Source organism: Gardnerella swidsinskii, assembly GCF_003397705.1.
Taxonomy (GTDB): domain Bacteria; phylum Actinomycetota; class Actinomycetes; order Actinomycetales; family Bifidobacteriaceae; genus Bifidobacterium; species Bifidobacterium swidsinskii.
Genome location: NZ_QJVB01000005.1, coordinates 1 through 23,234, shown reverse-complemented (window position 1 = coordinate 23,234; position 23,234 = coordinate 1). Strand labels below are relative to the sequence as shown.

Below are 23,234 nucleotides of genomic sequence, written 5' to 3'. Positions count from 1 at the left end.
AGCGCCATGTACACACATCGCACTGGACGCCTAGCAGCACGATTGCTTTACGTAAGCATTTCTTAACTTGCAGCCACTTTGCCGCAAATCAAGATTACTGTTCCATGGTACCGCCAAAATTGGTATTTCGTTACCACTAACATAGAAAATATGACGCAATTATCATCGGCTAATACTAAAACTCAACGAAACCATCGTGCGACTCAAGCTACCGTACAACGACTGAATGCAGCGAATCGTAAGATTGATGCGCTTCGCGAGCGCCGATTAAAAAATCCAAATACTTTAGGAGATTCGTTGCTTAAAGCCGCACTTCCGTCTTTTGCAACGTTTATAGCTGGGCAGATTGCGCACTTAATATGGGAAAAACATGTTGATACTAGAAAAATCAATTTAAACTCTAATAATCGTCCTAACAATCTTTCTAAAGAAAAAATCACACAAAAGCAACGTGTTAAGCAAGAAGAACCATTGCTAATGTCTCTTGGGTTTGCAGTATTTTCTGCGATTCTTACTACGCTTGTTGGTCGCTTAGTAAGTCACGGAACCTTGTCTTATGTTGCGCGAAGGCAAAGAAAGCGACAGTTTCGAAAAAATAAATTCTAATTTTGAACAAATGAAACTAAATGCAGAAATAATCGAAGAATAAGGAAAGTAAGGAATAAGAATAACGTGCAAAACTTACGTCACAACGAAACTATTGATACTCTACTGAACCGCCGATCTATTCGCGCTTTTTGCAACGAAGCAATTGACGAAGATACAGTCGCGACTCTTGAAACCGTGGCTCAACGCGCTGCTTGCAGCCAGTTTTTGAACGACTGGTCAGCGATTAAAATTACGAATAGCTCAATTAAGCAGAAGCTTTCCGAAATTGGCAATCAAACATATATTGCTACAGCTCCGCTGTTGTACGTTTTTATTATTGACCAGCACAGAAACGCTGCAATTGCACAAAAAAATGGCATCGATACAGGCAGCGACGAATTTATGCTTAAAACTCGTTACCGCTTTACTCAAGCTCAAAACGACGTCATTTTGGCACTTCACACCATGGAAACTGCCGCGGAATCTTTGGGTCTTGGTTGCGTAATCCTCGGTTCAATTTTGAACAGTAGAACTCAGCTTATTGATATTTTGAATTTGCCTGAATACACGTATCCCGTGCTCGGCTTGGCAATTGGTAAGCCTGCACAAAATCCGGAATTAAAGCCGCGCATGAGTACTAGCATGCAGATTTTTGAAAACACTTACCCTGCTGACGATGCTGAATTACTAGAGAATCTTGCCGATTTCGACAATCGCGTGCATCAATATTACGATTTGCGAAATACTAGCAGACCGGTTGACGCTTTCAGCGCGCAAATTCTTGCTATAGCAGCAGACGATATTGCCAAAAAACACGAAGCAGAAGATGTTGAGCAGGTTGCAAGGCAAGGTTTTAATGTCGCATAAGATTTAACACCGTTTTAATTTAGTGCCGTTTTAACTTAACGCCGTCTTGGCTTGTACCCGCGCTTTCTAGATTTAGGCTTCGTGCTTGCGGATGGCGAGCGCATATCGGAATACATGCGATTTACCGGGTTTTTATGTGTCAAATGCCAGCAACCACAATATTCACAAGCATAAACCCATAACTGTGTTCCACGCTCTCGCAAACTTTGCTCCGCTGCCATAAGAGCCTGCCCTTTATTCTTGTACATGATTTTTTGGGTAGATTCGCAGCGCCTCGGAGTAAAGAAATACATAGCTTTTATGGTAGCAAACCGCTTAACAGTTTATGATACGTCCAATAATTACATATCCACGTTAGCATCAACGTTCATAACGTACACGTTATTGCGCAATTGCCGCTCTTGCATTCGCGTAATATCCCCATCTTCGTACATGTCATGAATTATACGTAACTCTATTGCGTAACTTTCACGCTTTACTTCTTCAATATTTTCGATTAAACGCACGCTCAAGCTCACATTAGGTCTAGAACGCAACAATCGTTCAACACTCCTGTACTCGCGCAAAAGTGCAGAACAGTACTCAGCTGCGTATTCCTGATTGCTCATGACATTATATAGTCGTTCAATAACGTGCTGAATAACTTCAATATGCAACTGACGAATATGCACAAAAATAACGTCTTCTTGTAAGAGTGGAGCTGTTCTGCGAATCATATTACTTACTCGCATTATGACTGTTCCAATACGACGCTGTAATGCTCTTAACCTTCCGCGAACATGCCACATGAGGGTTCCCAACTGCCTATCAGTGTGAATGTGACGTAAAGAATTCATAATTTGATCCAACAGACGCTCACAAGCTTCAACCTCCAGCAATTCCTGTTTCGATAAAGAACAAGCTTGCTTCAGCTTACGCAAACGCTGCTTAATATAATCTTTTTCCCAGTTAAGAGTTTCAATGCGCAAATCCAAATATTCTTTGGAGTCTCTATGCCCAATATTTTGCTTTAAACGTTCAATTCGTTCGGTATAAGAGTCAACAACAGACAATACTGCACGACGATTTTCGTTAGTAATACTAGAGGTTAATTCTTCAACCGTACGTCTAAGCACTTCAATGGCAATAGGAGTAACTTCCTCAAGTTCAGTATCGTTCTTTTTGGGAGAAATCATGGGTAACAAGAAGTTCGCCATAAGTAGCGTAACCACGATCACTACTCCCGATATAAAAATAAGTTCATTCCTAAGTGGAAACTTCACCGGTAATGTGAACATTAACGCTAAAGTTAAGGTTCCTTTTGCTCCACCTAAAGTCATAATTACAGCAGATTTTAATCCGCCTGTTAATTGGAATTGAGAAGATCTTGCGATGCGAACCATGGTGACCATCCATAAGAACCTCATGCCAACAACCGCAAGCAACGTTACAGCAATAATAGCCACAAGCAACAGGTTATTAACACCATAATCATTCCAACTTGAACTTACAACTTTTGGCAAAGCAATGCCAAGAAGAACAAAAACTGCACCATTCAGCCCAAACGAAAGAACACTCCACACGCTATTGGCAACAATATTAGTGCGCGAAACATTCGGACCTACTCCAGAACGATCAAATCTTGCTAGTAATCCTGCGGTAACTAACGCTAGCATTCCAGAAGCGCCAACACCTTCAGCACCCATGTAGAGCAGGAACGGCAAAAATAGTTCCATTAATATTCTTGTTTTTGTAGTTTCCCAACCTAAAGATCTAATCTTTTCAAAAAGCCAGTTTGCAGCTAATCCTACAAATACGCCAATTGCAATTCCACCAAAGAATTTTGATGCAAAACTGCTTAGTGCTGGCGTGATATCGAAAACACCAGACGCAGCAACAAGAACTGCAAACTGGAAGCCTACGATTCCGGACGCATCATTAAACAGTGATTCACCCTGTAGTACGCTAAATTGTTTGTCAGTAAGCGATACTTCATGACTTAACGCACTTACTGCCACAGCGTCAGTCGGTCCCAAAGCTGCCCCTAACACAGCTGCAGCGGCAATCGGTATAAATGACCATATTGCAGGTAAAAGCACAGCAACTGCGACCATAGTTGCCAGTACTAAACCAACAGCAAGAGTTGCTGAGTATTTAAATGAAGACAATAACGCTAACTTATTTATCTCACGCGATTCAAAATAAATTAAAGGCGCAACAATTACGATCATAAAAAGCTCTGGATCGAGAGTAACGTTTGGGAAGAAAGGCAGTTCTGAAGCTATAACACCCATGGTTATCTGCACAAGCGGCACTGAAACTCTCGGTATAAAACGTTCCAAGAATGATGACAGCACTACAACCGCCATGATGTACAGAATTAGCTCAAAAACTGGCATACTATTATAACTTCCTCTATTTATTTACCTTATTTTTCAGCTTATCGAAACATGGCAACTAATATAAAATCTATTGAAATGCAAAATAATTTAAAAATAAAGAGGAACTTGTTCAAAAGTTCAATATAAATTCAAAATAAATTCAATTTTTACTTTGCAAAATACAAATTTGCGCGTAAAATCATCACTAAAAATATAAATAGTTCAATTTAATACTTATATTTTGAACTTTGCTATAAACTTGTTCAATTTATAAATGCCGATTTTACAAGAAAGACAGATTATGGCACAGAATTTTGCTGATGAGCTTAAAAAAGCTATGAAGCGTAAGGGGTACAAGCAGATTGACGTAATCGAGCTTGCAGCAAAAAACGGTCATAAGCTTGGCAAAAGCCAGTTAAGCCAGTATTTAAGCGGCAAAACCGAGCCTCGCAAAGACGTACGTAACATGCTAGCTGAAATTCTTGGAATCAGCGGCGACGGAATCAAAGGCGGTCATTCTTGTGCAAAAATCGAGCAGAACTGCCAGTCTGCAGAAGAACCACAATTAAATCAGCCACAGCTTACGGAAGCTGAACTTTCCCAAACACTCAAACATAGAACCTTCAACAAATCAACCAAACTCGAGCACGTGCTTTATGACGTTCGCGGCCCAGTTGTTGAAGAAGCAAACCGCATGGAAGCGAACGGAACGCATATTCTAAAGCTCAACATTGGAAATCCTGCGCCTTTTGGATTCCGCGCTCCAGACGAAGTGATTTACGACATGCAACAGCAGCTTATTGACTGCGAAGGCTACTCGGATAGTCGTGGGCTTTTCTCCGCTCGCAAGGCGATTATGCAATACGATCAGCTTAAGGGCATTCCAGGCGTGCAAATGGAAGATATTTACACTGGAAACGGAGTTTCCGAGCTGATTAATCTTTCTATGCAAGCGCTGCTTGATTGCGGCGACGAGATTCTTATCCCAAGCCCGGACTATCCTCTGTGGACTGCGTGCGCGAGCCTGGCCGGCGGTACTCCTGTGCACTACATGTGTGACGAAAAGTCGCATTGGTACCCAGATATTGCCGATATTCGCTCTAAAATCACGTCTCGCACTAAAGCAATCGTGATTATTAACCCAAATAATCCTACGGGTGTGCTGTATAGTCGCGAAGTTTTGGAAGAGATTGTTAAGATTGCGCGCGAGTTTAATTTGATTATTTTTGCAGACGAGATTTACGACCGTCTTGTTATGGATGGCAAGAAGCATATTTCGATTGCTTCTCTTGCTCCAGACATATTCTGCGTAACTTTCAGCGGACTTTCTAAGTCGCATATGATTGCTGGCTTCCGTATTGGTTGGATGAGTCTTTCGGGAGATAAATCCAAGGCTCGCGACTACATTATGGGTCTTAATATGCTGTCTAATATGCGCTTGTGCTCGAACGTTCCTGCGCAGTCGATTATTCAGACTGCTTTGGGCGGATACCAGAGCGTTGAAAAGTATTTGGAGCCAGGCGGACGCGTGTATGAGCAGCGCGAGTATTGCTATAACGCGCTTCAAGAGATGGATGGCGTAAGCGTTGAGCGGCCAGACGCTGCTTTCTACATGTTTGTAAAGCTCGATCCAAGTCGATACAACATTCACGACGATGAACAGTTTGCTCTTGATTTGCTACGCGATCAGAAGTTGCTGATTGTGCACGGCAAAGGCTTTAATTGGCAGACTCCAGGCTACTTCCGCGTAGTCTACTTGCCGCGCTTGCAAACGCTTCGCGACGCAATGAGCAAACTCTCTAACTTCCTCTCCTACTATCGCCAGTAGAAAAAATAATTTTATATAAACAAAAAAATTATGCATATAGTGCCACGCTAAAAAAAACTTAACGTGGCACTATATTTTTCATAGGAGGAAGGAATCAAAGTATTTACTACGCAGCCTATTCTCTTATAGATGCTGCTGGGCCAATTGACTCACGCAGCAGCACAGTAATAGGTAGACATACGTGACGGGATGATGCTCGTTCATACCCAGCATTCAAAGTCTCTACTATATATTCAGCAGCTAAACGTCCTTTAGTTGTAACAGGCTGTTTAACTGTTGTCAACGGTGGATTACTACATGCAGACTCATCTAGATCATCAAAACCTGTAACAGAAATATCACGTGGGATTTGCAAACCAAACTGTCTAGCAGCATCCATTACTCCAAACGCAATAACATCACTAAAGCAGATGAACGCAGTTGGGAATGCAGAATTATTTTGTTTAGTTATTTGTGCAAAAGCTTCTTTTCCTCCAGCACGAGTGCATGGCACTTCAATAACATTTTTCTTATCGACCAGTGGGGCTATTCCATTCTCTTCTAAAGCAGAAATCACACCATCAATACGGCGACGAATTGTTCCATGCCAAGAAAGATACCCATCATCATTGCCTGATTCTGGAGAAATCACCACAAAATTGCGATGGCCCAATGAAATAAGATGCTCAGTTAATTCCTTCATAGCGCGCGTCTCATCAATATTGATACTTGGAGCCTGACTATGCACCTCACTGTCAACAATAACAAATGGCTTTCCTTGCTGCATAAGAGCTTCAACTTCACCACGATCTTCTTCTAAACCAGTTACTATAAAACCGTCAACTGCAGCATAAGGAATTGCTTTTAACATAGAATTACGAAGTGGAGGCACTAAAAGAAGCGTCAGTCCCTCTCGCTCACAGATTTGCCCAATACCTTGAATAAATTCCGAATAGTATGGATTTTCTAGCACTCGCCCTAATTGCTGTGGTAGTAACAATCCCAAACTATTTGTCTTTTGAGTTCGCAGCATATAAGCAACAGGATTACGCACATATCCTAGTTCCTTTGCAACTGAAAATATGTGTTCTACAGTTTCTGATGATAAGCGATCAGGAGTATTATACGCAAAGGAGACAGCAGATTTAGAGACACGCGCTGCATCAGCAATATCCTGCATTGTAATTTTCTTTCCCATGTCTCACACTTCTTACTTCTACATTATTTTTACTGTTGAGCTTGCAATACAATCATAGAATTATCTTTATTGGGGCGCCAACTATTTCCAACAGTTACACCATTTATAATTCGCCAATTATGATTTTGCAATTGTTGAGGTAGCTTCGATGAATTATATTCTACCAAATTATTACGTGAAATAATCATCAAAAGAGATTCTTCCTTATGCTCTCGAGAAATAATGACAGTATCTTCGTCAACAGCGTAACAACTTTGCGTGCCTCTTCGCAACGCAATATGATCACGCCGCAATGCATTTAATTGAACAATTGTACGGAATATTTCAGCATTTGCATCAAGACTATCCCACTGCATACCAGAACGGCACCCTGGATCATTATCGCCAACCATACCAAGCTCATCACCGTAATAAATCATTGGAGCACCTTCGCAGGCAAACATGCAATAGTACGCGGTTATGCAATCCTCAGTATTATTTTGATGCGCAGTTAAAACACGCTCAGTATCGTGGCTACCCAACAAATTCATCATTCCATGGTGATATCCATACGGTATGCGCTCCTGCAAACGGTTAATACCGTTAACAAAATCGTATGCATTGAATCGCTTTGTCGCAGTAAAACCTAAAACTAAATCACGCAGAGTATAATTCATTGTGCTATCAGTAGTGTCTCCTTGCAACCATTGAGCAGGGTCTCTCCACTCTTCAGCTATCAAACATAATTCCGAATTTTTTGCTTTAACAACTTGCCTAAAGTCCTGCCAAAATTCTGGATAAATAAAATATGGAACGTCAAGACGATAACCATCGATACCTTGATCAATCCAATATCTTGCAACATTAAAATGATGCTCACGCACCTTTGGATTAAACACATTCCACTTCGGTAGATATTCACAACCAGAACAGGTTTTATAATTAGGCACAGGCAATGACTTAACTGGAAAGTTTTTCACTGAAAAATAATTCACATATTCTGAATTCTCTTCATTTTTAACAACATCTTGAAACATCCAATGAGTTTTACCACAATGATTTAAAACTGCATCTAGTACTATACGTATATTCCGCTTATGCGCTTCATCTACTAATGTATGGAAATCTTCAAGAGTTCCTAAAAGTGGATCGATTTTAAAATAATCGTTTGCATCATAACGATGATTTGTTGCAGCAGAAAAAATTGGATTCAAATAGAGCGCATTGCAACCTAAATCATGAATATAATCAAGTTTTTCTGTAATTCCAGCAATATTACCGCCTAAGAAATTCTCACGCGTAGGCTCAGCATCCCATGGATCAAGCGGCACATGACCTTCAGTTAGCATACCGTAGCCTTCACAACGATGGAAACGATCAGGAAAAATCTGATAAAATCTTGCATCAGGCAACCACTGTGGTATAGACATAATAAACCCCATCCTTAATATTTCTACAATTTCTAATCTTTCATACCCGTATTTGCAATTCCTCTAACGAGCGCACGTTGGAAGAAAAGGAACACAATGATACTTGGTATTGTTGCAGTCAAAGTTCCTGCCATCAAATAATTCCAAGAGGTTCCATAACGCCCTACGAAGGATGCTAAACCAATCTGGATTGTACGAGTTTCATCCGTATTCGTAACCAATAACGGCCAAAGGAAATCATTCCACGCAAAGAGAAAACTGAAAATACCAAGCGTCGCAAACGCTGGATATGACAATGGAACAATCAGTTTGAAGAATATTCCAAACCTGCCACAACCGTCAATGCGCGCTGCCTCATCAAGCTCTCGAGGAATTGTTGCAAAATATTGGCGAAGTAAAATAATGCCAAACACATCTGCAAGTCTAGGAACAACCAAAGCATACAGCGTATCAACCCACCCCAAATTAGCGACTATCTCATAGGACGGAATAACAATCACAAAATTAGGAATCATCAATGCAGAAAGCAGCAGAATGAATATTGTTTTCTTCAAAGGAAATTCTAAGCGCGCAAAAGCGTAGGCAGCAAAGGCATCAAATATTAAATGTCCTACAACAATTCCTACCGTCATCAATAGCGTATTCCAGTAATATTGTGCAAACGGCGCAGCTTGCCAAGCGTGAATATAGTTTTCCCAATGCCATGATGTAGGAAAAATTGAAGTATTCGTGTATGTTTCAGCACGCATTTGCAAAGAAGTAGTGAACATCCACAAAAATGGAATGATTACTGTTGCTGAACCTAAAATCAGAATCGCATGACGCGCCAAACGCGACCATAATGATGATTTCATTATTCTTCTCCTTGTGCTCCAGAAACTTTCCATTGAACCATCGTCACGCCTAGCACTAGCGCAAGTGTAATAAACGCTATTGCTGTTCCATAGCCAAAATCACCAAGCTTGAACGCATCCCGATACATCATCATGCCAAGCACTTCCGTGCCTCCGCGAGGCCCACCACCCGTGAGCATGTATGCAAGGTCGAAGGATTGGAAGCTCGTCACCAATGCCTGAACTACTACAAAAAACGTCATTGGAGACAGCAATGGGAAAGTAATCTTCCATAATTTTTGCCACCCAGTAGCTCCATCTAATGCAGCCGCTTCATACACACTTTTTGGCAATGCTTGTAACGCAGTTAAATACAAAATAGCGTTAAAACCAATATTTTTCCACACGGTCAAAAGAATTAATGCAATAAGCGCAAGCCAGCGATTTTGTAACCAATCTGGTCCGTGTATATTGAATTTCATCAACACACTGTTCACGAATCCAGAAGGATCGAGCATATATTTCCACACAATGGCTGCAGCCACAGAAGATGTAACCACTGGAAGGAAGTAAATACTACGATAAATACTCCTACCTCGTATAGGTGCATCAAGCAAAAGCGCGAGCAACAATCCAGTCAGCACACTTAATACACATACACCAGCAGCATAAATAATTGTTACCATTAAGCTGTTGAAAAACTCAGGATCTTGGAAAAGACGAGCATAGTTTTCCAAGCCAATAAATTTCTTTTCTGGAGAGAATCCATCCCACGATGTTAGTGAAATATATACAGCAGACAACACAGGGTACAGCACGAAACCACCAATAATAAGCACTGCTGGCAACAAGAATACCGCAGCACAAATTACCTGATCTTTCTGGTAGTGCCTGTGCGCAGACTTGAGAAAATGACGTTTTTTCATTACATACTCCTTGATGCAAAGAACTCCGATAGCTGAGCCAACTTTATTTCATTCGACCCAGCTATCGGCACAGTATTTATGCAATCAGCCTTTGGCAATCACGTCGTTTACTGCCTTTTCAGCATTCGCAAGCGCTTCGTCAACACTCTGCTCTCCAGCGAAAGCCTTCTCCACAGCCTTTGCAAATTCGAAGGAAATCTTTGGATACAATGGCGTATTTGGACGTGTATGAGCAATCTCCATTTGTTCCACAAACGGAATTAAACGAGGCTGTTCCTTCTTAACCCAATCCAAATACTTATCAGACTTTGCAACACTCTTCGTTACAGGAAGCATGCCAGTCTTTTGCGACCACTTGATCACCTGTTCTGGCTGCAAGAACCAATTCAAGAACTCGCCAGCAGCCTTGGCACGAGCGTCAGAATTGTGGAAGACGATTGCTTGTTCACCACCGAGATTGGTTGCCTCCTTACCATCCTTTGGATGAGGGGCTTTTGCTACACCGAAATCAAATGGTGGATCTGGCGCCCAGATGCCAACCATCCAGCTACCTTCCTGAGCAGAACCACCCTTGCCCTTTTCAAATTCGCCCCACTTAGCATATGGGCTCACGCCGCTCTTGATAAGATCCATCCAGAAGTTCATAGCCTTCTTGCCTTCTGGCGTATTGAATGCAGCCTTAGAATTATCCTTCGTCAAGAATTCGCCACCAGCTTGCCACAAGTTGACCTGGAAGTTCCAAGTTAAACCTTCGCCGTTATCTCCTGCTTGAGTAAGCAAATCATACCCTGGCTTGCCCGTCTTTTCCTTGATTGTCTTGGCAACTTTCTTCAACTCATCCCATGTTTGCGGTGGCTTGTTAGGATCTAACCCAGCTTCTTTATAAACATCCTTGTTGTACATGTACGCAAGATTATTGGCAGTCACTGGCACAGAAACTTGTTTGCCGTCAATATGACCATAGTCAATCAATGCAGGAGTCACATCATCGAGCGTTTTCGAGCTGATAACCTTAGAAAGATCAGTCAAATTGCCCATTTTTGCAATCTGTGGCACCCATACCAAATCACTTATAGAAATATCTGGCAAGCTCTTCGACGAAGCCGATGCACGAAGCTTCGTCATAAAATCAGAATTCGGGACGCTCGCAGTCTTAATCTTAATATTTTTATGCGAAGCATTAAAATCCTTCACCATTGCATCAAAGGTATCGGCGTTAGCGCCATCCCAATAATGCCAAATGGTAAGCGATGTTGCACCATTAGCGTCGGACGATTTCGTACTACCGCACGCACTTACGCTAACAATCATTGCAGCAGCACCAATCAGTGCACATATTTTTGTAAGTTTCTTCATTGTAACCTTCTTTTTATATTCATACGTTAACTTGCACTCATTTTGCATTTAGAAAATGGATGACGAACGATTCTCTAAAGCATCAGAAAACAAACTAATAATTTTTTTATTCTTTGTTGTATGACTACATAACAAGCAAACAGTTTTTTAATTGCCACAAACACTGGCTCATATAAATCTACATGTCATGTTCATACAAACACCAAAATCAAAAATGCATGCTTGTTTCTACCTCCTCCCCTCCAACTCCGAAGGCATTATCTTTAGACACCCACTGTTTGTCATCAAGCAATGCCTTAAATTGGAACTTTTTACCTTTAGGTATTCTTTCCATTTCAAATTCCCATATGTCGTTACCCAAATAATGACATGCACGACCATAATTCCAAGAAAGTGGATAAGTATCTCCTCTTACAGTTAGCGAATGACCTAAAGGAACATTCGCATGAACCATAATCTTCGTAAGATTCCGACGAACTGGGTGATACTCAGAAGTAGACGTCTCTGCGTCAAAAATAGCGACATCATGCGAAGATAATAGCACCTTAATCTGTTTACCGGTTACCCCTCCTGGCACAACAGTTGCTTTACGATTCGTATTCATCATATCTGTCAAAACAGTTCCTACAGAGATATGACTTTCTGCTCTAAGAGGTATAGTAACCATCTTTTCACCCCAAGTATTATGAGCAACTGTAATAACCTCATCGCTATTATCCTTGGCCATACGAGAGAAAGCATACACATCTTTGGCAGACCACATCTCAAGTTGACGACCTGTCCTCAATGAAGTGTGCTTACGACGAATCTCTGTTAATCGTTTAATATGCTGGTATAACGGAGATTTAGTGTTAAACGATTTCATATCTTTACGATTATCCTTATTTGCAATAGGGACTTCTGAACCATTGCCATTACCGTCATCAGCCTGTTCAGTGCCATAATAAATAATTGGCAAACCACGGGTAGTCATCATAAACGACAAGGCAGAACGTAAACGTTGATAATCATCATTTGCCCAAGTCAAAAACCTTGCTCTGTCATGATTATCAATAAATGTCTCTAATTGGTTTGGATTCCTATATTTCGTATCCTGCGAAAATAGCTTCCCTAAGTCACGCATATCCGTGTCTGCTGAAAAAGTTCTACGCACAGTGAAGAAATAAGGAAAATCTAATGCACCCCATTCGTAGTTTTGGTAATCAGCAACATAATCAACATCACCAACAAATATTTCTCCAAATGATGGAACCCCAACTTCTTTCTCAAATTTCTTTAACCAAGGTTTCGGGATAGAACGAGCAGCATCTACTCTCATTCCATCAAAGCCCATATCAATCCAATCTTTATATGTCTTAATAAGATATTTAGAGACTTGCGGATTAGACTGATCAAGATCATCTAAACCACCAAGATCACATTGCTCTATATCAGACTGCGATTCAGTATTATCGAATTTACAATCACCAAAATGATGATAAAATGCTGGATTATTCAAAAACCCTTCTGGATGATATGCCCCATTATATTTACGAGCATAAGCATCAAGATAGTCTGACGTGTGATTTGGCACAACATCGAGAATCATCTTTAATCCACGATTATGAGCTTCATTAATAAGCCTTTGCAAATCAGCTCTACTACCAAAATGTTTATTTGGTGTTGCAAAATCTTTAGTGAAATAACCATGATAGCTTGCTTCTTTACCGTCTTTTGACAACGGTTCTTGTTCAGACACAGGAGAAATCCAAATTGCAGTAACACCCAACCCTGCTATATAGTCCAAATGATTAGTTAGACCTTTCCAGTCGCCACCATGATAAAAACCTAAATCATTAGGGTTATATTCACCATGACCAAAATCATTGTTGGATGAATCACCATCCGCAAATCTATCAACTAAGACTTGATAAATAACATCACCTTCTTCCAATGGTCGCACACTATGAGCAGTGTTCGCAAAAGCAGAAGTAGATGAATTAAAAAGTAACATTACACTAATAAAAAATGAAACTATAAAAAATAAAATCCTACGCATAAATGCGCTAAACTTCATCGCTCGAGAGTTCATTTCAGTCTCCTTTGAACCGTAATGTTAAACTCTTGTAAATCAATTTACTACATTGTTAAACAAACGTCAATCCCTTAAAATAATTACATGTTATCTACTTGCCACGCTTGCAAACTCGCGACGCAATGAGCAAACTCTCTAACTTCCTCTCCTACTATCGCCAGTAGTTATATATATCTTGTTTGCAAACCGCAGCGATGCGAGTCACGACACAAACAACAAAGCGCAAAAGTACGTACATTCCGGAGTAGTTAAGGGTAGTTCGAAGTAGTTAAGAGTAAAACACCGCAACAAAACACTCATTTCGCTCACCGTCCATAAAAAGGTGTAAATAAAGGTGTACATATCAAAAGACACATATCATTCTTAATATGAAAGAAAGAAAAGTAAGAAGAGTAAGCAATGAGCGCTGTAGCACGAGTACGATCGGGTTTGATTATATACGTTTTATCGCTTAATGCTTTTCTTTTAACAAGCTGTAGATTTGGCGTGAGTCTATATCTTTTAATGCATGTTGACTTATCTCACGCAGCACTTAACGCAGTGTCCGTAGCACTTATGACCTGCATAGCAGCACCACTTGGCGGCATTATCGCAGATAAATATCCACCAACTAGATTGTTTATAGCTCTAACGTTCTGCTTTGCCTTGCTGTGCACTGGATATGGTTTCGCTTTAGTAGCACAGCATAACCTTATTGCTATTATGGTTACGCTACTCGGCATAATATTCGGGTTCTTTACTGCATTTTCTTCACCTAATCAAAAAGTATTGATGGCGTATAGTGTACCAACTGGCGAAAAAACCAAATTTTTAGCAAGCATGCGCATGTGGATTAATCTCAGCAGGCTTGCTGCACCTGCAATCACTGGCATATTTGTTGATATATGCAATCCTCTCATTTTCTTTACGAGCATTGCTATTGTGATGATATTAGCGGCGCTACCTCTACTGTTAGTTAATCTAAACCAGCAAGCACAAAATAGCGCAAACAATACGAAAACAGGAAGCAATAAAACTGCTGGTTTTGCAGCCTCTCTACACTATATGAAATCTACACCATGGTTAATAGTCTTAGGAGCAGTATCAGCATTACAATCTGGATCATGGCTTGCTGCATTTAGACTAATGGGAGCACACCATTGTCTCACGCTTTTTCATTCGGCATCCACATGGGGATCAATAGTCAGCATATTTAACATTGGCATGATTGTAGGTTCAGTATTATGCAAATATATTGTGCTACATTATGAGATTTTATACTCCATTTTATTACCTGGATTCCTTTCTATTCCTTTACTTATTTTCGCACTTAATAATTGGATTGCTCTTTTTCTTTGCTCTGCTTTCATTGCAGGTATTATTTTTGACGCCACTATTGTCTATGGGCAAACAGCTCTTCTCGACGGCATACCAACACGCATTCTCGGCGCAACTACTACTTTTACTTCTATTATGGAGCAATGCGGCATTATCGTAGGGTATGCAAGCGTACTAGCATGGGGAAATCTAAATTCATCATTATTCATAATGATTGCTTCTGGCGTAATACTTATTTCAACAGGTATAGCCTTATGGATTATTCAAGCTCGTAAACAAACATACCCATCAATGCTTACCAAAGATTATTGGACACCATCAACATGGGTAAAAAGAAGCATATAACAAGCCATTTAGTGCGAAAGCACAATAAAGCTATACAAATGCAATTACATCACAGGGCAATTAGTTTGCACATCCTGTTGGAATCCTGATGGATCTCCAAGTTTTGCTTTACGCATGTGCTCTTTGAAAAAGTTTCGCGTTGCATCATCACAACGATCTGGACCCATAAACGGCATGCTAGGCACTTTTTCAAGCTCATGCAAAGCTTTACTTGCCGCTTGTTCATCACTAGCATACGTGTCTAACCATTGCCGTTCCCAAGCACACTGATAATAATTAGATGCTTGCGTATCGCCATATCCACTCTGGAACTGACTGTCTTTTTCTTCTCCAACCAAGTTTGCAGGAGCTTTATATTTTTCAGGCCAACTAAGCTTTGCCACAGATTCCTGATATTCCTTCTCTATATGAGCAAAATCAACAATCTCTCTAGGCGAACTATTTTGCGAGCGCGCGCCACCCATACCACTCGTATTATTGTTACCTACTCCTCCACACGCATTAAACATAAGAAGCGCACTAAGCACACCAATAATAAGAGTTGTTTTACTAATAGTATGATTATTCATTATTCCTTCTTTCTTATTTTTTGAAAATTATCGCAATGCTAATGCTGGTTGTAAACGCGATGCTTTTATTGCCGGCACCACACTTCCAGCAAGTGCTGTGATAAAAGCCGCAATAACAGCTCCAATAGCGGCTTCATATGGGTAAACTGGCGGACTAACTGGGCTTGATGCATCCCAAAAACTTGATGCTATAGACACAAGACCAAAAGAAACAGCGACGGCAGCAATCGAGACTATTAGTGCTAAAATAATCGCACTGCCTAACACGAGTGAAGCAATCGACCATCTAGTAGCACCCAAAGCTCTGCGTATAAGAAGTTCATGTGTGCGCTGCTCCAACGATGCTAAACCAATATTGATTAAACCTAGCGCGGAAACAAAAAGCAATAATGCTGCTACGATAGCAAAACTTAATTGCAATACTGTTATCACATTCTCGTAATCATCACTATTATCATGTCTTCTAATTTCGTTTACTTGCCCACCACAACAGTCATAAAGAGCATCTGAAACATAAGATTTAATTGATTTTTGAGAACGATTTTCTTTATTTAACCAGTAGATTGAGCCGTGAGTTTCTTTTTCAGAATATTCCCAAAGAGTTGGAGCGTAACGTAACAAGCCTAGAATATTCACGTATGCTTTTGCTGAGTCTACGCCATCGTTCACAACTCCAACAATCCTTATAGGACTCATTTGTGTTGTTTTGCGAGAAGTAATAAATGCTACTTCACCAATCTTGTATCTTTTGCTAGCAGATTGGTTTACTACCATTTCTAATGCGTTGCTTTTAGCGCTATTACTAAACCATCTTCCACTTACAATAGGTAAGTTATAAACTTTATTGTATCCTGACGTAGTGTAAACAGCATCAACATATTGAAGATTGCTAGTTTTATATTCTTCGCTTATTTTTACGCTCTTCAAAGCTGGCATAGAAGCGCTAAACAGTAGCCCAGTGTTTGGTTGTAGCATAACGTTAGCGTTACGATTTGCGGATTCAATGCGATTTAAGAATTTGTTAAATACTGAATATTCGTCAAAATTTTGTGCTGAAAAAGTAATCTCGTATGTTGGTCTACGACCGTTTAGCTGTTCGTTAGTTGCAATAAGATAGTCCTTACCAACCGTGCCAATAAGCACTGACGCAATAACGGCAATGATGCCGATAAACATTGAAAAACCTGTAAGGAAGGATCTCATAGGAGACAGGCGCAAATCTTTAAGCAGCATGATCATAAAGAACACCGCCTTCCATAGTAAAAATGTGAGAGCAAGAACGAGCCACTTTCATATCATGAGTGACTAATAGTAATGTTGTTCCAGATTCTTGAACACGATCATGCAACACTTGAAGCACTTTTTCTCCCGTGCTACTATCGAGCGCACCAGTTGGCTCATCGCAAATAAGTAATTCGGGATTAGTGACGAGAGCACGCGCTATCGCGACTCTCTGCTGTTCACCGCCTGATAGCCTTCCAGGGTATTCATTTAGTTTATCTTGCAATCCAACAGCACATAATGCTTCTTCTATCGTTTTTCTTCTTGTCTGCTTGCTTTGTTGTAGTCCTGCGTATAAAAGCGGCAACTCAACATTTTCTCTAATGCTTAAATGCTTAATAAGCGAATAGTTTTGAAAAACAAAACCAATATTTCGAGCGCGCATATGCGATACTGTAGCATCACTACACTTTTGGATTGATTTGCCAGAATAATAGTATTTTCCAGTAAAATTTTTATTCAAAAATCCAATAATAGAAATAAGACTTGTTTTGCCGGAGCCAGACCTGCCAACTACCGCGTATGTTTCACCTTGATTAAGTAACATAGAAGCAGAGTTGACAGTGGTAAGCCATTCGCCATTGCCTAGTTTTACACGCGCTGACACGTCTTGTAGTTCAACCAGTGGAACAGGATTGTTCTCCATAATCATTGCACTCCTGGAATGAGATCAGGAGAAACACCTGCTACAACATCACCCTCATGCAAACCAGACGTAATTTCAATATTAGCGCCGTCACTGATTCCAAGACCAACTTCTTTACGCTCCCAATTATCGCCTTTCTTGTATGAGACTAATCCTTTTTGGACTCTTCCAGCAACTGCACTAACAGGCAGAGTTAGAACCGATTGTTTATGCTTGCCATTAAAAACAAGCGTCGCATTTTGGCCTGATTCTACTTCTGTGCTTTTATCTATTAAACACGTTAAAACTTTTGACGATACACTAGGCGTACTTTGCGCACTCGACTCATCTGTTTGAGTTGAATCAGCATTATCATTCTTGCTACTACCCGAAGCTGCAACATCTGTAGAAGTTCCACCGCTTTGTACTATTTGCAAACAATTGGTTGGCCCAACACCATCTTCAACTTGGAAGCGACCTTTAATATCTGCAATATCCGCAGAACGAAGTAAAGCTTTTGCGTTAAGGCTTATTGAAAAACCTTCATATTTAAGAGTAAATAGCGGGAAAGATTTAGGCACGTCCGCAGATGATTCAGCCACTGACACAACTTTAGCGTCTACTGGAGCAATAACTTTGTTATCAGCATTGTAGCCTAAAATACTTCCAGCTTTTACAGCACTTCCTGCTTTTACCGATGGAGAAAAATTCCCTCTACTTACAGCAGTGATAACAAAGGTAGACGATTGTTCTATTGTTGCTTTACCCGACACAACTTGTGTTAAAGGCTGTTTTTTGACTGAAATAAGTGGAACTGAATCATGCGATGCCTGCTGTTGACTATCATCAACTACTCTACCAGCGCATGCAGTAAGCAAACACGCTGGCAGAGCAGCTAACAAGAATACTTTCGTAAACTTACGCATAACACAAAGTTCCTTACTCTCCAAACTCGTAGACACATAGGATGCGTCGAAACAAGCCTCTCAAACTGATCCAAAATAAATAAAAGGCTCGGCAATGCTGCAATTAACGCTTTTATGATTACCACTTCATTTAGAATTTCAGCTCTTGGTTAATAGCTTATAATCGCCGTAAAGAGTTTGCATCATACTAAATGATGATTTTATTTATGATTATTGGAGCTTGCGTAATACCAGAGAATGATTTATTTTGCATAGAGTTTATACACTACTGAGCAACTTGCTTGCGCATAGACGCAACCACATTGTGATTAAATCACTAAGCTTTAATCGAACTTATTCGCTGCGGAGTAACCCCCCGTAAGCTCCAGTAACTACCTTTATACAATCTGCTTTGTAAAGGTTTTCCTAGACAAGATATTCATCATACAAATTCAAGTACTATTATTACTTAAATAATGCTTTTCTAAAGGAGCAATATGATAGCAAAGCATATTACTGTTGGCATTGTTGATGATGATTGTTTTTGTCTACACGGCCTAAAAACATATATTGAGCAGGTTGTTCCGTCCTGCAGTATTTGCTGGTTATCCGCGTACGCCAATCAAGCAATTCAATTTTGTCAAAATCAATGCCCAGACGTGCTGCTAATTGACATGTATATGTCTGGGGTTTCGGGAATTAAAATATTATACGAATTGCGAAGAAGATACTCACTCCCAATAATAATTGCTATAACTTCATTCCCTATAAACGATTATGCTTTAAAAGCATCAACAGCAGGCGCACAAGGCATTGTTGGAAAGAACCACCCAGAAACTATTTGCGCCATGCTTAGCAGTATTGCCCATGGCACATTCAAGCCACAAATAATAGGCAATCTTCATTTTGACGACACGACGACAGCATTTCAACGTTTGCAAAATAAGCCAAAAAATGGACGCCTTGCTTTAACGGATCATGAGACTGAAATTGTAAAGTTGTGCAGTAGAGGAATGACTAATGCGCAAATCGCTAAACGTTTATTTGTTGAAACTTGTACTGTGGAAACTATCCTTCGTCGCGTGTTCAAAAAACTGAATGTGACGAATCGTTCACAACTTATTACTACATGGCTGCATGATGAATATTTAGGAAATGATACACAATGATTATTTTCTTAATGCGTCGTTTACGAGAAAAGCTTATTGACAATAAAACATTTTTACTATTGGGATGTTTGTCGAGCGCAATGGATGCGTATATTTACTCGAATAGCGACAATAGCACAATACAACTTGTTATAGTTTACATGATTCTTGCTGCTATAAATCTGTTCCTTTGCTTGCTTCCGCATTTTATGAGCATGTGCTATATTTTTGTGCATCTCAGCATTCTTGCTATTCCTAGTCTGAATCTTCCACCAGTAACTTTCGGGCTCATCATATCATTTGTTTTTATTTCGTATTTATATCCGATTCAATTTACACTACCTTTATTCTTAGTAATAGACGCATTACACTACGTTGCATACCGATACCTATCAACTTTATCTTTCAAGTATCTTATTGCTTACCTTTTAATAAATATATTTTGCGTTTGCACTGGTATTATTTTGCGTATTTCTCACCAAAAAATGGTTCTTTATGAAAAAGATAAGCAAACAATTAATAATCTTCATCTGGCTGTGCGAATGCACGATAGATTAACTAATAAGATTGCAGATATTGCACTACAAAGTAAAATAGCATTACTTGACAAGTCTATTTCTAAAAAACAGCGAAGTGCTATTGAGGCAATAAATGATTTGGCAGATCAGGCTTTTGAAGAAGGACATAATATTATCGACATTCTACGTGGAAATACTGCTAAGCAAGATGCTCGAAGCGAGTTCATTCAGCACATTGAAGATACACTACAAATGAACGACTCAATCAATACATCTTGTGGATTAAAAGGAAGATCCATATGCAATATATCTAGTAACGATATTCCTGAAGACATTAGCGATGAAATCATCTGTGAAGTTATTGAATTAATCGAAGAACTATATTTGAACATGCGAAAATATGCTTCTTTAGTTTATTACATCAGAATTTCGATACGTAAAAAACAAATTGTTATAAAACAGTTCAATGTTCGATTTTTGGGCGGAAAAAGTAAAGATGCAATTCGCTCAGTATCTCAAAAAGGACTTCTGCTTCATCGCGATACCATAAAGCATTTAGGCGGTTCACTCTATTTTCGAGCCTTTGGTAAGTATTGGGAATGTAATGCAGTTATACCTTTAAAAAATAAACATAACTATATAGATAGTATGCCTTACTGATTCAGTTTAAAAGATTAATGAATCTTAAACAGTTTTAGATAGTAATTATTTGTAAAGGTTTTCATATACAAGATATTGTTTACCTTTTAGCACGCCATTAATTTATAAATTGTCAAGATTTTTGGCATAAACAGTTACTTCTCGTACAGAAAGGCATATTATGAAGAAGTTAGCTATAGCATGCGTATTATCTGCTTCATTAATTTTTAGCAGTATTGTTGTTCCTTCTTCTACTGCACTCGCTCTTGAGCCAACAGATAGCACCGTTGAAAAAAACATAGCATGCGAACACATCACAACAAAAGATGGTTACCGCGTGTATGTAGTTAATGGATATCTCATTAAAATTCCAGCATCTAACGCAGAACCAACGCAAGCAGAGCTTCGTAACATATTACAAGAACGTGGAAAAATTAGTCTTGTAGTTAAAACAATTAAAACTATTTATCATAAACTACCTAAGCAAGTTAAACAATTCATTAAAAGTCATTTAGGATTAAATGAGCTTATAAAATTTTTGGAGCATTGGACTGGAAAGATTGAAGACGGAATTTATAATGCCTGCAAATCAGCAGGGATGCCAGATTGGATGGCTTGGGTTGTAACAAAAGCAATTATGATGCTGCTATAGTAGGAAAAATATGAGTAATTCAGAATATACAAAAGCACAAATTCCATCCGTATTTTGGACAATAGCCAATGGCGTATTTCTTGCTAGCGGAATTGCGCTGATTGTAATGCGTAATGATTATCTATGGGGAGTGCCTCAAATTATCGCTGGATTATTTGGACTTGCAACCATGTTTCTCATTAAAAAACCGTGGTGCGCGCAGCTATATTTTATAGTATCTTCACTAGTCGTAATAGCAAATGGGCTTATGGAAATATTCGGCATAATCCACGGATCTGGATACGGTTATGTTCCGCTGATTATTGGCATAATCGTGCTTTTATTTATAGGCCTTGACAAGGATGAAAGTTCAAAAGCTCTTGGAATTGCCAAGAATAAATAAAAGCATTAGACTACGATTTTAACTTAAAAACATATCGCAATTTTCAAAGGTCAAGTTGTAGCCACACATCCTACAGCTTGACCTTTACTTATTTATCCGCTATTGATTTGTTCTGCATAGAGTTTATACACTACTGAGCAACTTACTTGCGCATAGTCTCAACCACATTGATTTGAATCACTAAGCTTTAAGCGAACTTATTCGCTGCGGAGTAACCCCCGTAAGCTCTGCAACATCACGAACCGTCAAGCCCTGATTCCTTAGTATGCGAACCGTTTCACGCATAAGCATAGATGCCTCTTGCTGAGTTTTTATAGCTGCAGATTTTGCATCTAGCATGCGCTGAAGCATAGGCTCATCTTGCTCACTAAGTTTCGGAGTTACTTTCACGCCATTGACTTTAACATTTAAAGTTGCAGCAGCGTCTTTTACCATTGCTGCAACCTGATCAAGTCTACGTACTTGAGTAAACAATCCTGGTATTTCCGGCACTTCTATCTGATATTTTCCAAAGTACTTTGGATTTTGCAAAATAGATTGGTTTGTGCGAAGTTACTTTTCCTGCGCAAGCTCGATTGGCGGATGCTCCGCGCGGAAAGCATTTACGTGCGCTTCAGACGCATACCCTAACGCAAAACCAGTAATCAGCGCATACTCCGGCGGAATGTCGAATACTTCGTCAAGCGGCGAACGCCATGTAGCAAGAACGCCAAGCGGGCATGAATCTACGCCTTGCTCTTTGGCAGCCAACAGTAACGTTTGCAGCATAATTCCAGCATCCAGCGCAGCAAATGGTAGAAAATCACGGCGTACAAGCACAAATCCCATAACTGGCGCACCAAACGCCTGGAAGTTGCGCAAAGTGTGAGCATTTCGAGCAGGAAAATCTTTACGATCAATATTTAAATGTTTATACAACGCCAACCCTAAACGCGCACTGCGCTCTTTAAGCGATTGCGGATACGGAGCCATTACAGGAAAATCTCCATCCGGCTGGCTCATTTTCTGGGCTATCATGCGCTCGTCTTCGCTAAGGGTAGCGTCTTTAGTACGAAACATTGCTTTGCATTTTTGCGTATAAGCATCAATAAGCTGCTGCTTGCGTTCTCCTTGAGCAATAGCGAGCATGTAGCCACGAGTGTTAGACCAGCTCGGCGATTGTGCAGCTGTTTGCAAAATAGTTTCAAGTATTTTAGAATCGACTGGCTTATTTAGAAAATCACGTGCAGAAAATCGCGACTTTGCGAGTACTTCAAAAGTTTGTGTAGTCATGCTTTTAGTATATCGCACCAAATACGCACGCAGTACTTTCCTCGCGTTTGCGCGACGACCTGCTTGAGCGCAGCATTGCGCGCGCGAAAGCAATTCGGAGCGTGAGCTTGCTCAGACGGAAAGTCCAGTGGACTTTCCGTGCAAGCTCAGCAGTGAGCGCTTA

The 23,234-nt window shown here is 40.0% G+C and carries 21 protein-coding genes and 1 pseudogene; 8 read left to right on the top strand and 14 right to left on the bottom strand.

Annotation, left to right across the window (positions count from 1 at the left end):
- The first annotated feature begins 150 nt into the window (after positions 1-150).
- Together D0T18_RS06110 and D0T18_RS06105 are read left to right on the top strand one after the other, a co-directional pair.
- Positions 151-606: a DUF4235 domain-containing protein gene (locus tag D0T18_RS06110; protein ID WP_004108175.1), complete on the top strand. Its 456-nt coding sequence runs from the start codon at positions 151-153 to the stop codon at positions 604-606.
- A 66-nt stretch (positions 607-672) separates the two neighbouring features.
- On the top strand, positions 673-1,455 hold the full coding sequence (locus D0T18_RS06105; RefSeq protein WP_004108178.1) for a nitroreductase family protein: 783 nt from the start codon (positions 673-675) through the stop codon (positions 1,453-1,455).
- 35 nt (positions 1,456-1,490) lie between these two features.
- Here D0T18_RS06105 and D0T18_RS06100 read toward each other — a convergent pair whose 3' ends face one another.
- Both D0T18_RS06100 and D0T18_RS06095 read right to left on the bottom strand, forming a co-directional pair.
- A complete protein-coding gene (locus D0T18_RS06100; protein WP_076003106.1) occupies positions 1,491-1,748 on the bottom strand; it encodes a hypothetical protein in 258 nt (85 codons plus the stop codon).
- A gap of 48 nt (positions 1,749-1,796) precedes the next feature.
- The gene (locus tag D0T18_RS06095; RefSeq protein ID WP_033888413.1) at positions 1,797-3,833 is read right to left on the bottom strand and encodes a cation:proton antiporter; all 2,037 of its coding nucleotides are present in this window, start codon (positions 3,831-3,833) and stop codon (positions 1,797-1,799) included.
- A gap of 283 nt (positions 3,834-4,116) precedes the next feature.
- Between D0T18_RS06095 and D0T18_RS06090 the strand changes: the two genes are divergently transcribed.
- Entirely contained in the window at positions 4,117-5,643 is a 1,527-nt protein-coding gene (locus D0T18_RS06090) for an aminotransferase class I/II-fold pyridoxal phosphate-dependent enzyme (protein ID WP_004108189.1), read from the top strand.
- Positions 5,644-5,758: 115 nt separating this feature from the next.
- On the opposite strand, the gene D0T18_RS06085 is transcribed toward D0T18_RS06090, so the two are convergent.
- From D0T18_RS06085 to D0T18_RS07000, 6 genes and pseudogenes are all read right to left on the bottom strand, one after another.
- Positions 5,759-6,820: a LacI family DNA-binding transcriptional regulator gene (locus D0T18_RS06085; protein WP_004108190.1), complete on the bottom strand. Its 1,062-nt coding sequence runs from the start codon at positions 6,818-6,820 to the stop codon at positions 5,759-5,761.
- A gap of 29 nt (positions 6,821-6,849) precedes the next feature.
- Positions 6,850-8,229, bottom strand: coding sequence for a glycoside hydrolase family 13 protein (locus D0T18_RS06080; protein ID WP_004108193.1), 1,380 nt, complete (start codon positions 8,227-8,229; stop codon positions 6,850-6,852).
- A gap of 32 nt (positions 8,230-8,261) precedes the next feature.
- Complete coding sequence (locus tag D0T18_RS06075; RefSeq protein ID WP_004108195.1) at positions 8,262-9,083, bottom strand: carbohydrate ABC transporter permease; 822 nt, start codon at positions 9,081-9,083, stop codon at positions 8,262-8,264.
- Positions 9,083-9,988: a carbohydrate ABC transporter permease gene (locus D0T18_RS06070; RefSeq protein ID WP_012914542.1), complete on the bottom strand. Its 906-nt coding sequence runs from the start codon at positions 9,986-9,988 to the stop codon at positions 9,083-9,085. Before D0T18_RS06070 ends, D0T18_RS06075 begins: the two co-directional genes overlap by 1 nt.
- Positions 9,989-10,072: 84 nt before the next feature.
- Positions 10,073-11,344, bottom strand: coding sequence for an ABC transporter substrate-binding protein (locus D0T18_RS06065; protein WP_033888414.1), 1,272 nt, complete (start codon positions 11,342-11,344; stop codon positions 10,073-10,075).
- A gap of 874 nt (positions 11,345-12,218) precedes the next feature.
- Positions 12,219-13,337: pseudogene (locus tag D0T18_RS07000) on the bottom strand (alpha-amylase family glycosyl hydrolase); the annotation flags it as partial.
- 480 nt (positions 13,338-13,817) lie between these two features.
- Between D0T18_RS07000 and D0T18_RS06055 the strand changes: the two are divergent.
- Positions 13,818-15,080, top strand: coding sequence for an MFS transporter (locus D0T18_RS06055; RefSeq protein WP_116440681.1), 1,263 nt, complete (start codon positions 13,818-13,820; stop codon positions 15,078-15,080).
- A gap of 44 nt (positions 15,081-15,124) precedes the next feature.
- Here D0T18_RS06055 and D0T18_RS06050 read toward each other — a convergent pair whose 3' ends face one another.
- From D0T18_RS06050 to D0T18_RS06035, 4 genes are read right to left on the bottom strand one after another with little or no spacing between them, the layout of a single operon-like run.
- Complete coding sequence (locus D0T18_RS06050; protein ID WP_004108207.1) at positions 15,125-15,649, bottom strand: hypothetical protein; 525 nt, start codon at positions 15,647-15,649, stop codon at positions 15,125-15,127.
- Positions 15,650-15,676: 27 nt separating this feature from the next.
- On the bottom strand, positions 15,677-16,888 hold the full coding sequence (locus D0T18_RS06045) for an ABC transporter permease (protein ID WP_103014047.1): 1,212 nt from the start codon (positions 16,886-16,888) through the stop codon (positions 15,677-15,679).
- Complete coding sequence (locus D0T18_RS06040; protein WP_102703485.1) at positions 16,872-17,582, bottom strand: ABC transporter ATP-binding protein; 711 nt, start codon at positions 17,580-17,582, stop codon at positions 16,872-16,874. Before D0T18_RS06040 ends, D0T18_RS06045 begins: the two co-directional genes overlap by 17 nt.
- Entirely contained in the window at positions 17,579-18,481 is a 903-nt protein-coding gene (locus D0T18_RS06035) for an efflux RND transporter periplasmic adaptor subunit (protein WP_116440680.1), read from the bottom strand. The genes D0T18_RS06040 and D0T18_RS06035 overlap by 4 nt, the downstream gene beginning before the upstream one ends.
- 476 nt (positions 18,482-18,957) lie before the next feature.
- Here D0T18_RS06035 and D0T18_RS06030 point away from each other — a divergent pair, with 476 nt between their 5' ends.
- The 4 genes from D0T18_RS06030 to D0T18_RS06015 all read left to right on the top strand — a co-directional run bounded on the left by D0T18_RS06030 (position 18,958) and on the right by D0T18_RS06015 (position 21,799).
- Complete coding sequence (locus D0T18_RS06030) at positions 18,958-19,629, top strand: response regulator (RefSeq protein WP_004108214.1); 672 nt, start codon at positions 18,958-18,960, stop codon at positions 19,627-19,629.
- Positions 19,626-20,786 carry a hypothetical protein gene (locus D0T18_RS06025; RefSeq protein ID WP_004108215.1) on the top strand — a complete coding sequence of 387 codons (1,161 nt, stop codon included), beginning with the start codon at positions 19,626-19,628 and terminating at the stop codon, positions 20,784-20,786. Before D0T18_RS06030 ends, D0T18_RS06025 begins: the two co-directional genes overlap by 4 nt.
- Positions 20,787-20,946: 160 nt before the next feature.
- Entirely contained in the window at positions 20,947-21,417 is a 471-nt protein-coding gene (locus D0T18_RS06020) for a hypothetical protein (RefSeq protein ID WP_004108217.1), read from the top strand.
- A gap of 10 nt (positions 21,418-21,427) precedes the next feature.
- Entirely contained in the window at positions 21,428-21,799 is a 372-nt protein-coding gene (locus tag D0T18_RS06015; protein ID WP_004108219.1) for a hypothetical protein, read from the top strand.
- Between the two features lie 180 nt (positions 21,800-21,979).
- Here D0T18_RS06015 and D0T18_RS06010 read toward each other — a convergent pair whose 3' ends face one another.
- A complete protein-coding gene (locus tag D0T18_RS06010) occupies positions 21,980-22,330 on the bottom strand; it encodes an XRE family transcriptional regulator (RefSeq protein WP_240318298.1) in 351 nt (116 codons plus the stop codon).
- Between the two features lie 21 nt (positions 22,331-22,351).
- A complete protein-coding gene (locus D0T18_RS06005) occupies positions 22,352-23,071 on the bottom strand; it encodes a nitroreductase family protein (RefSeq protein WP_004108224.1) in 720 nt (239 codons plus the stop codon).
- Between the last annotated feature and the right edge of the window lie 163 nt (positions 23,072-23,234).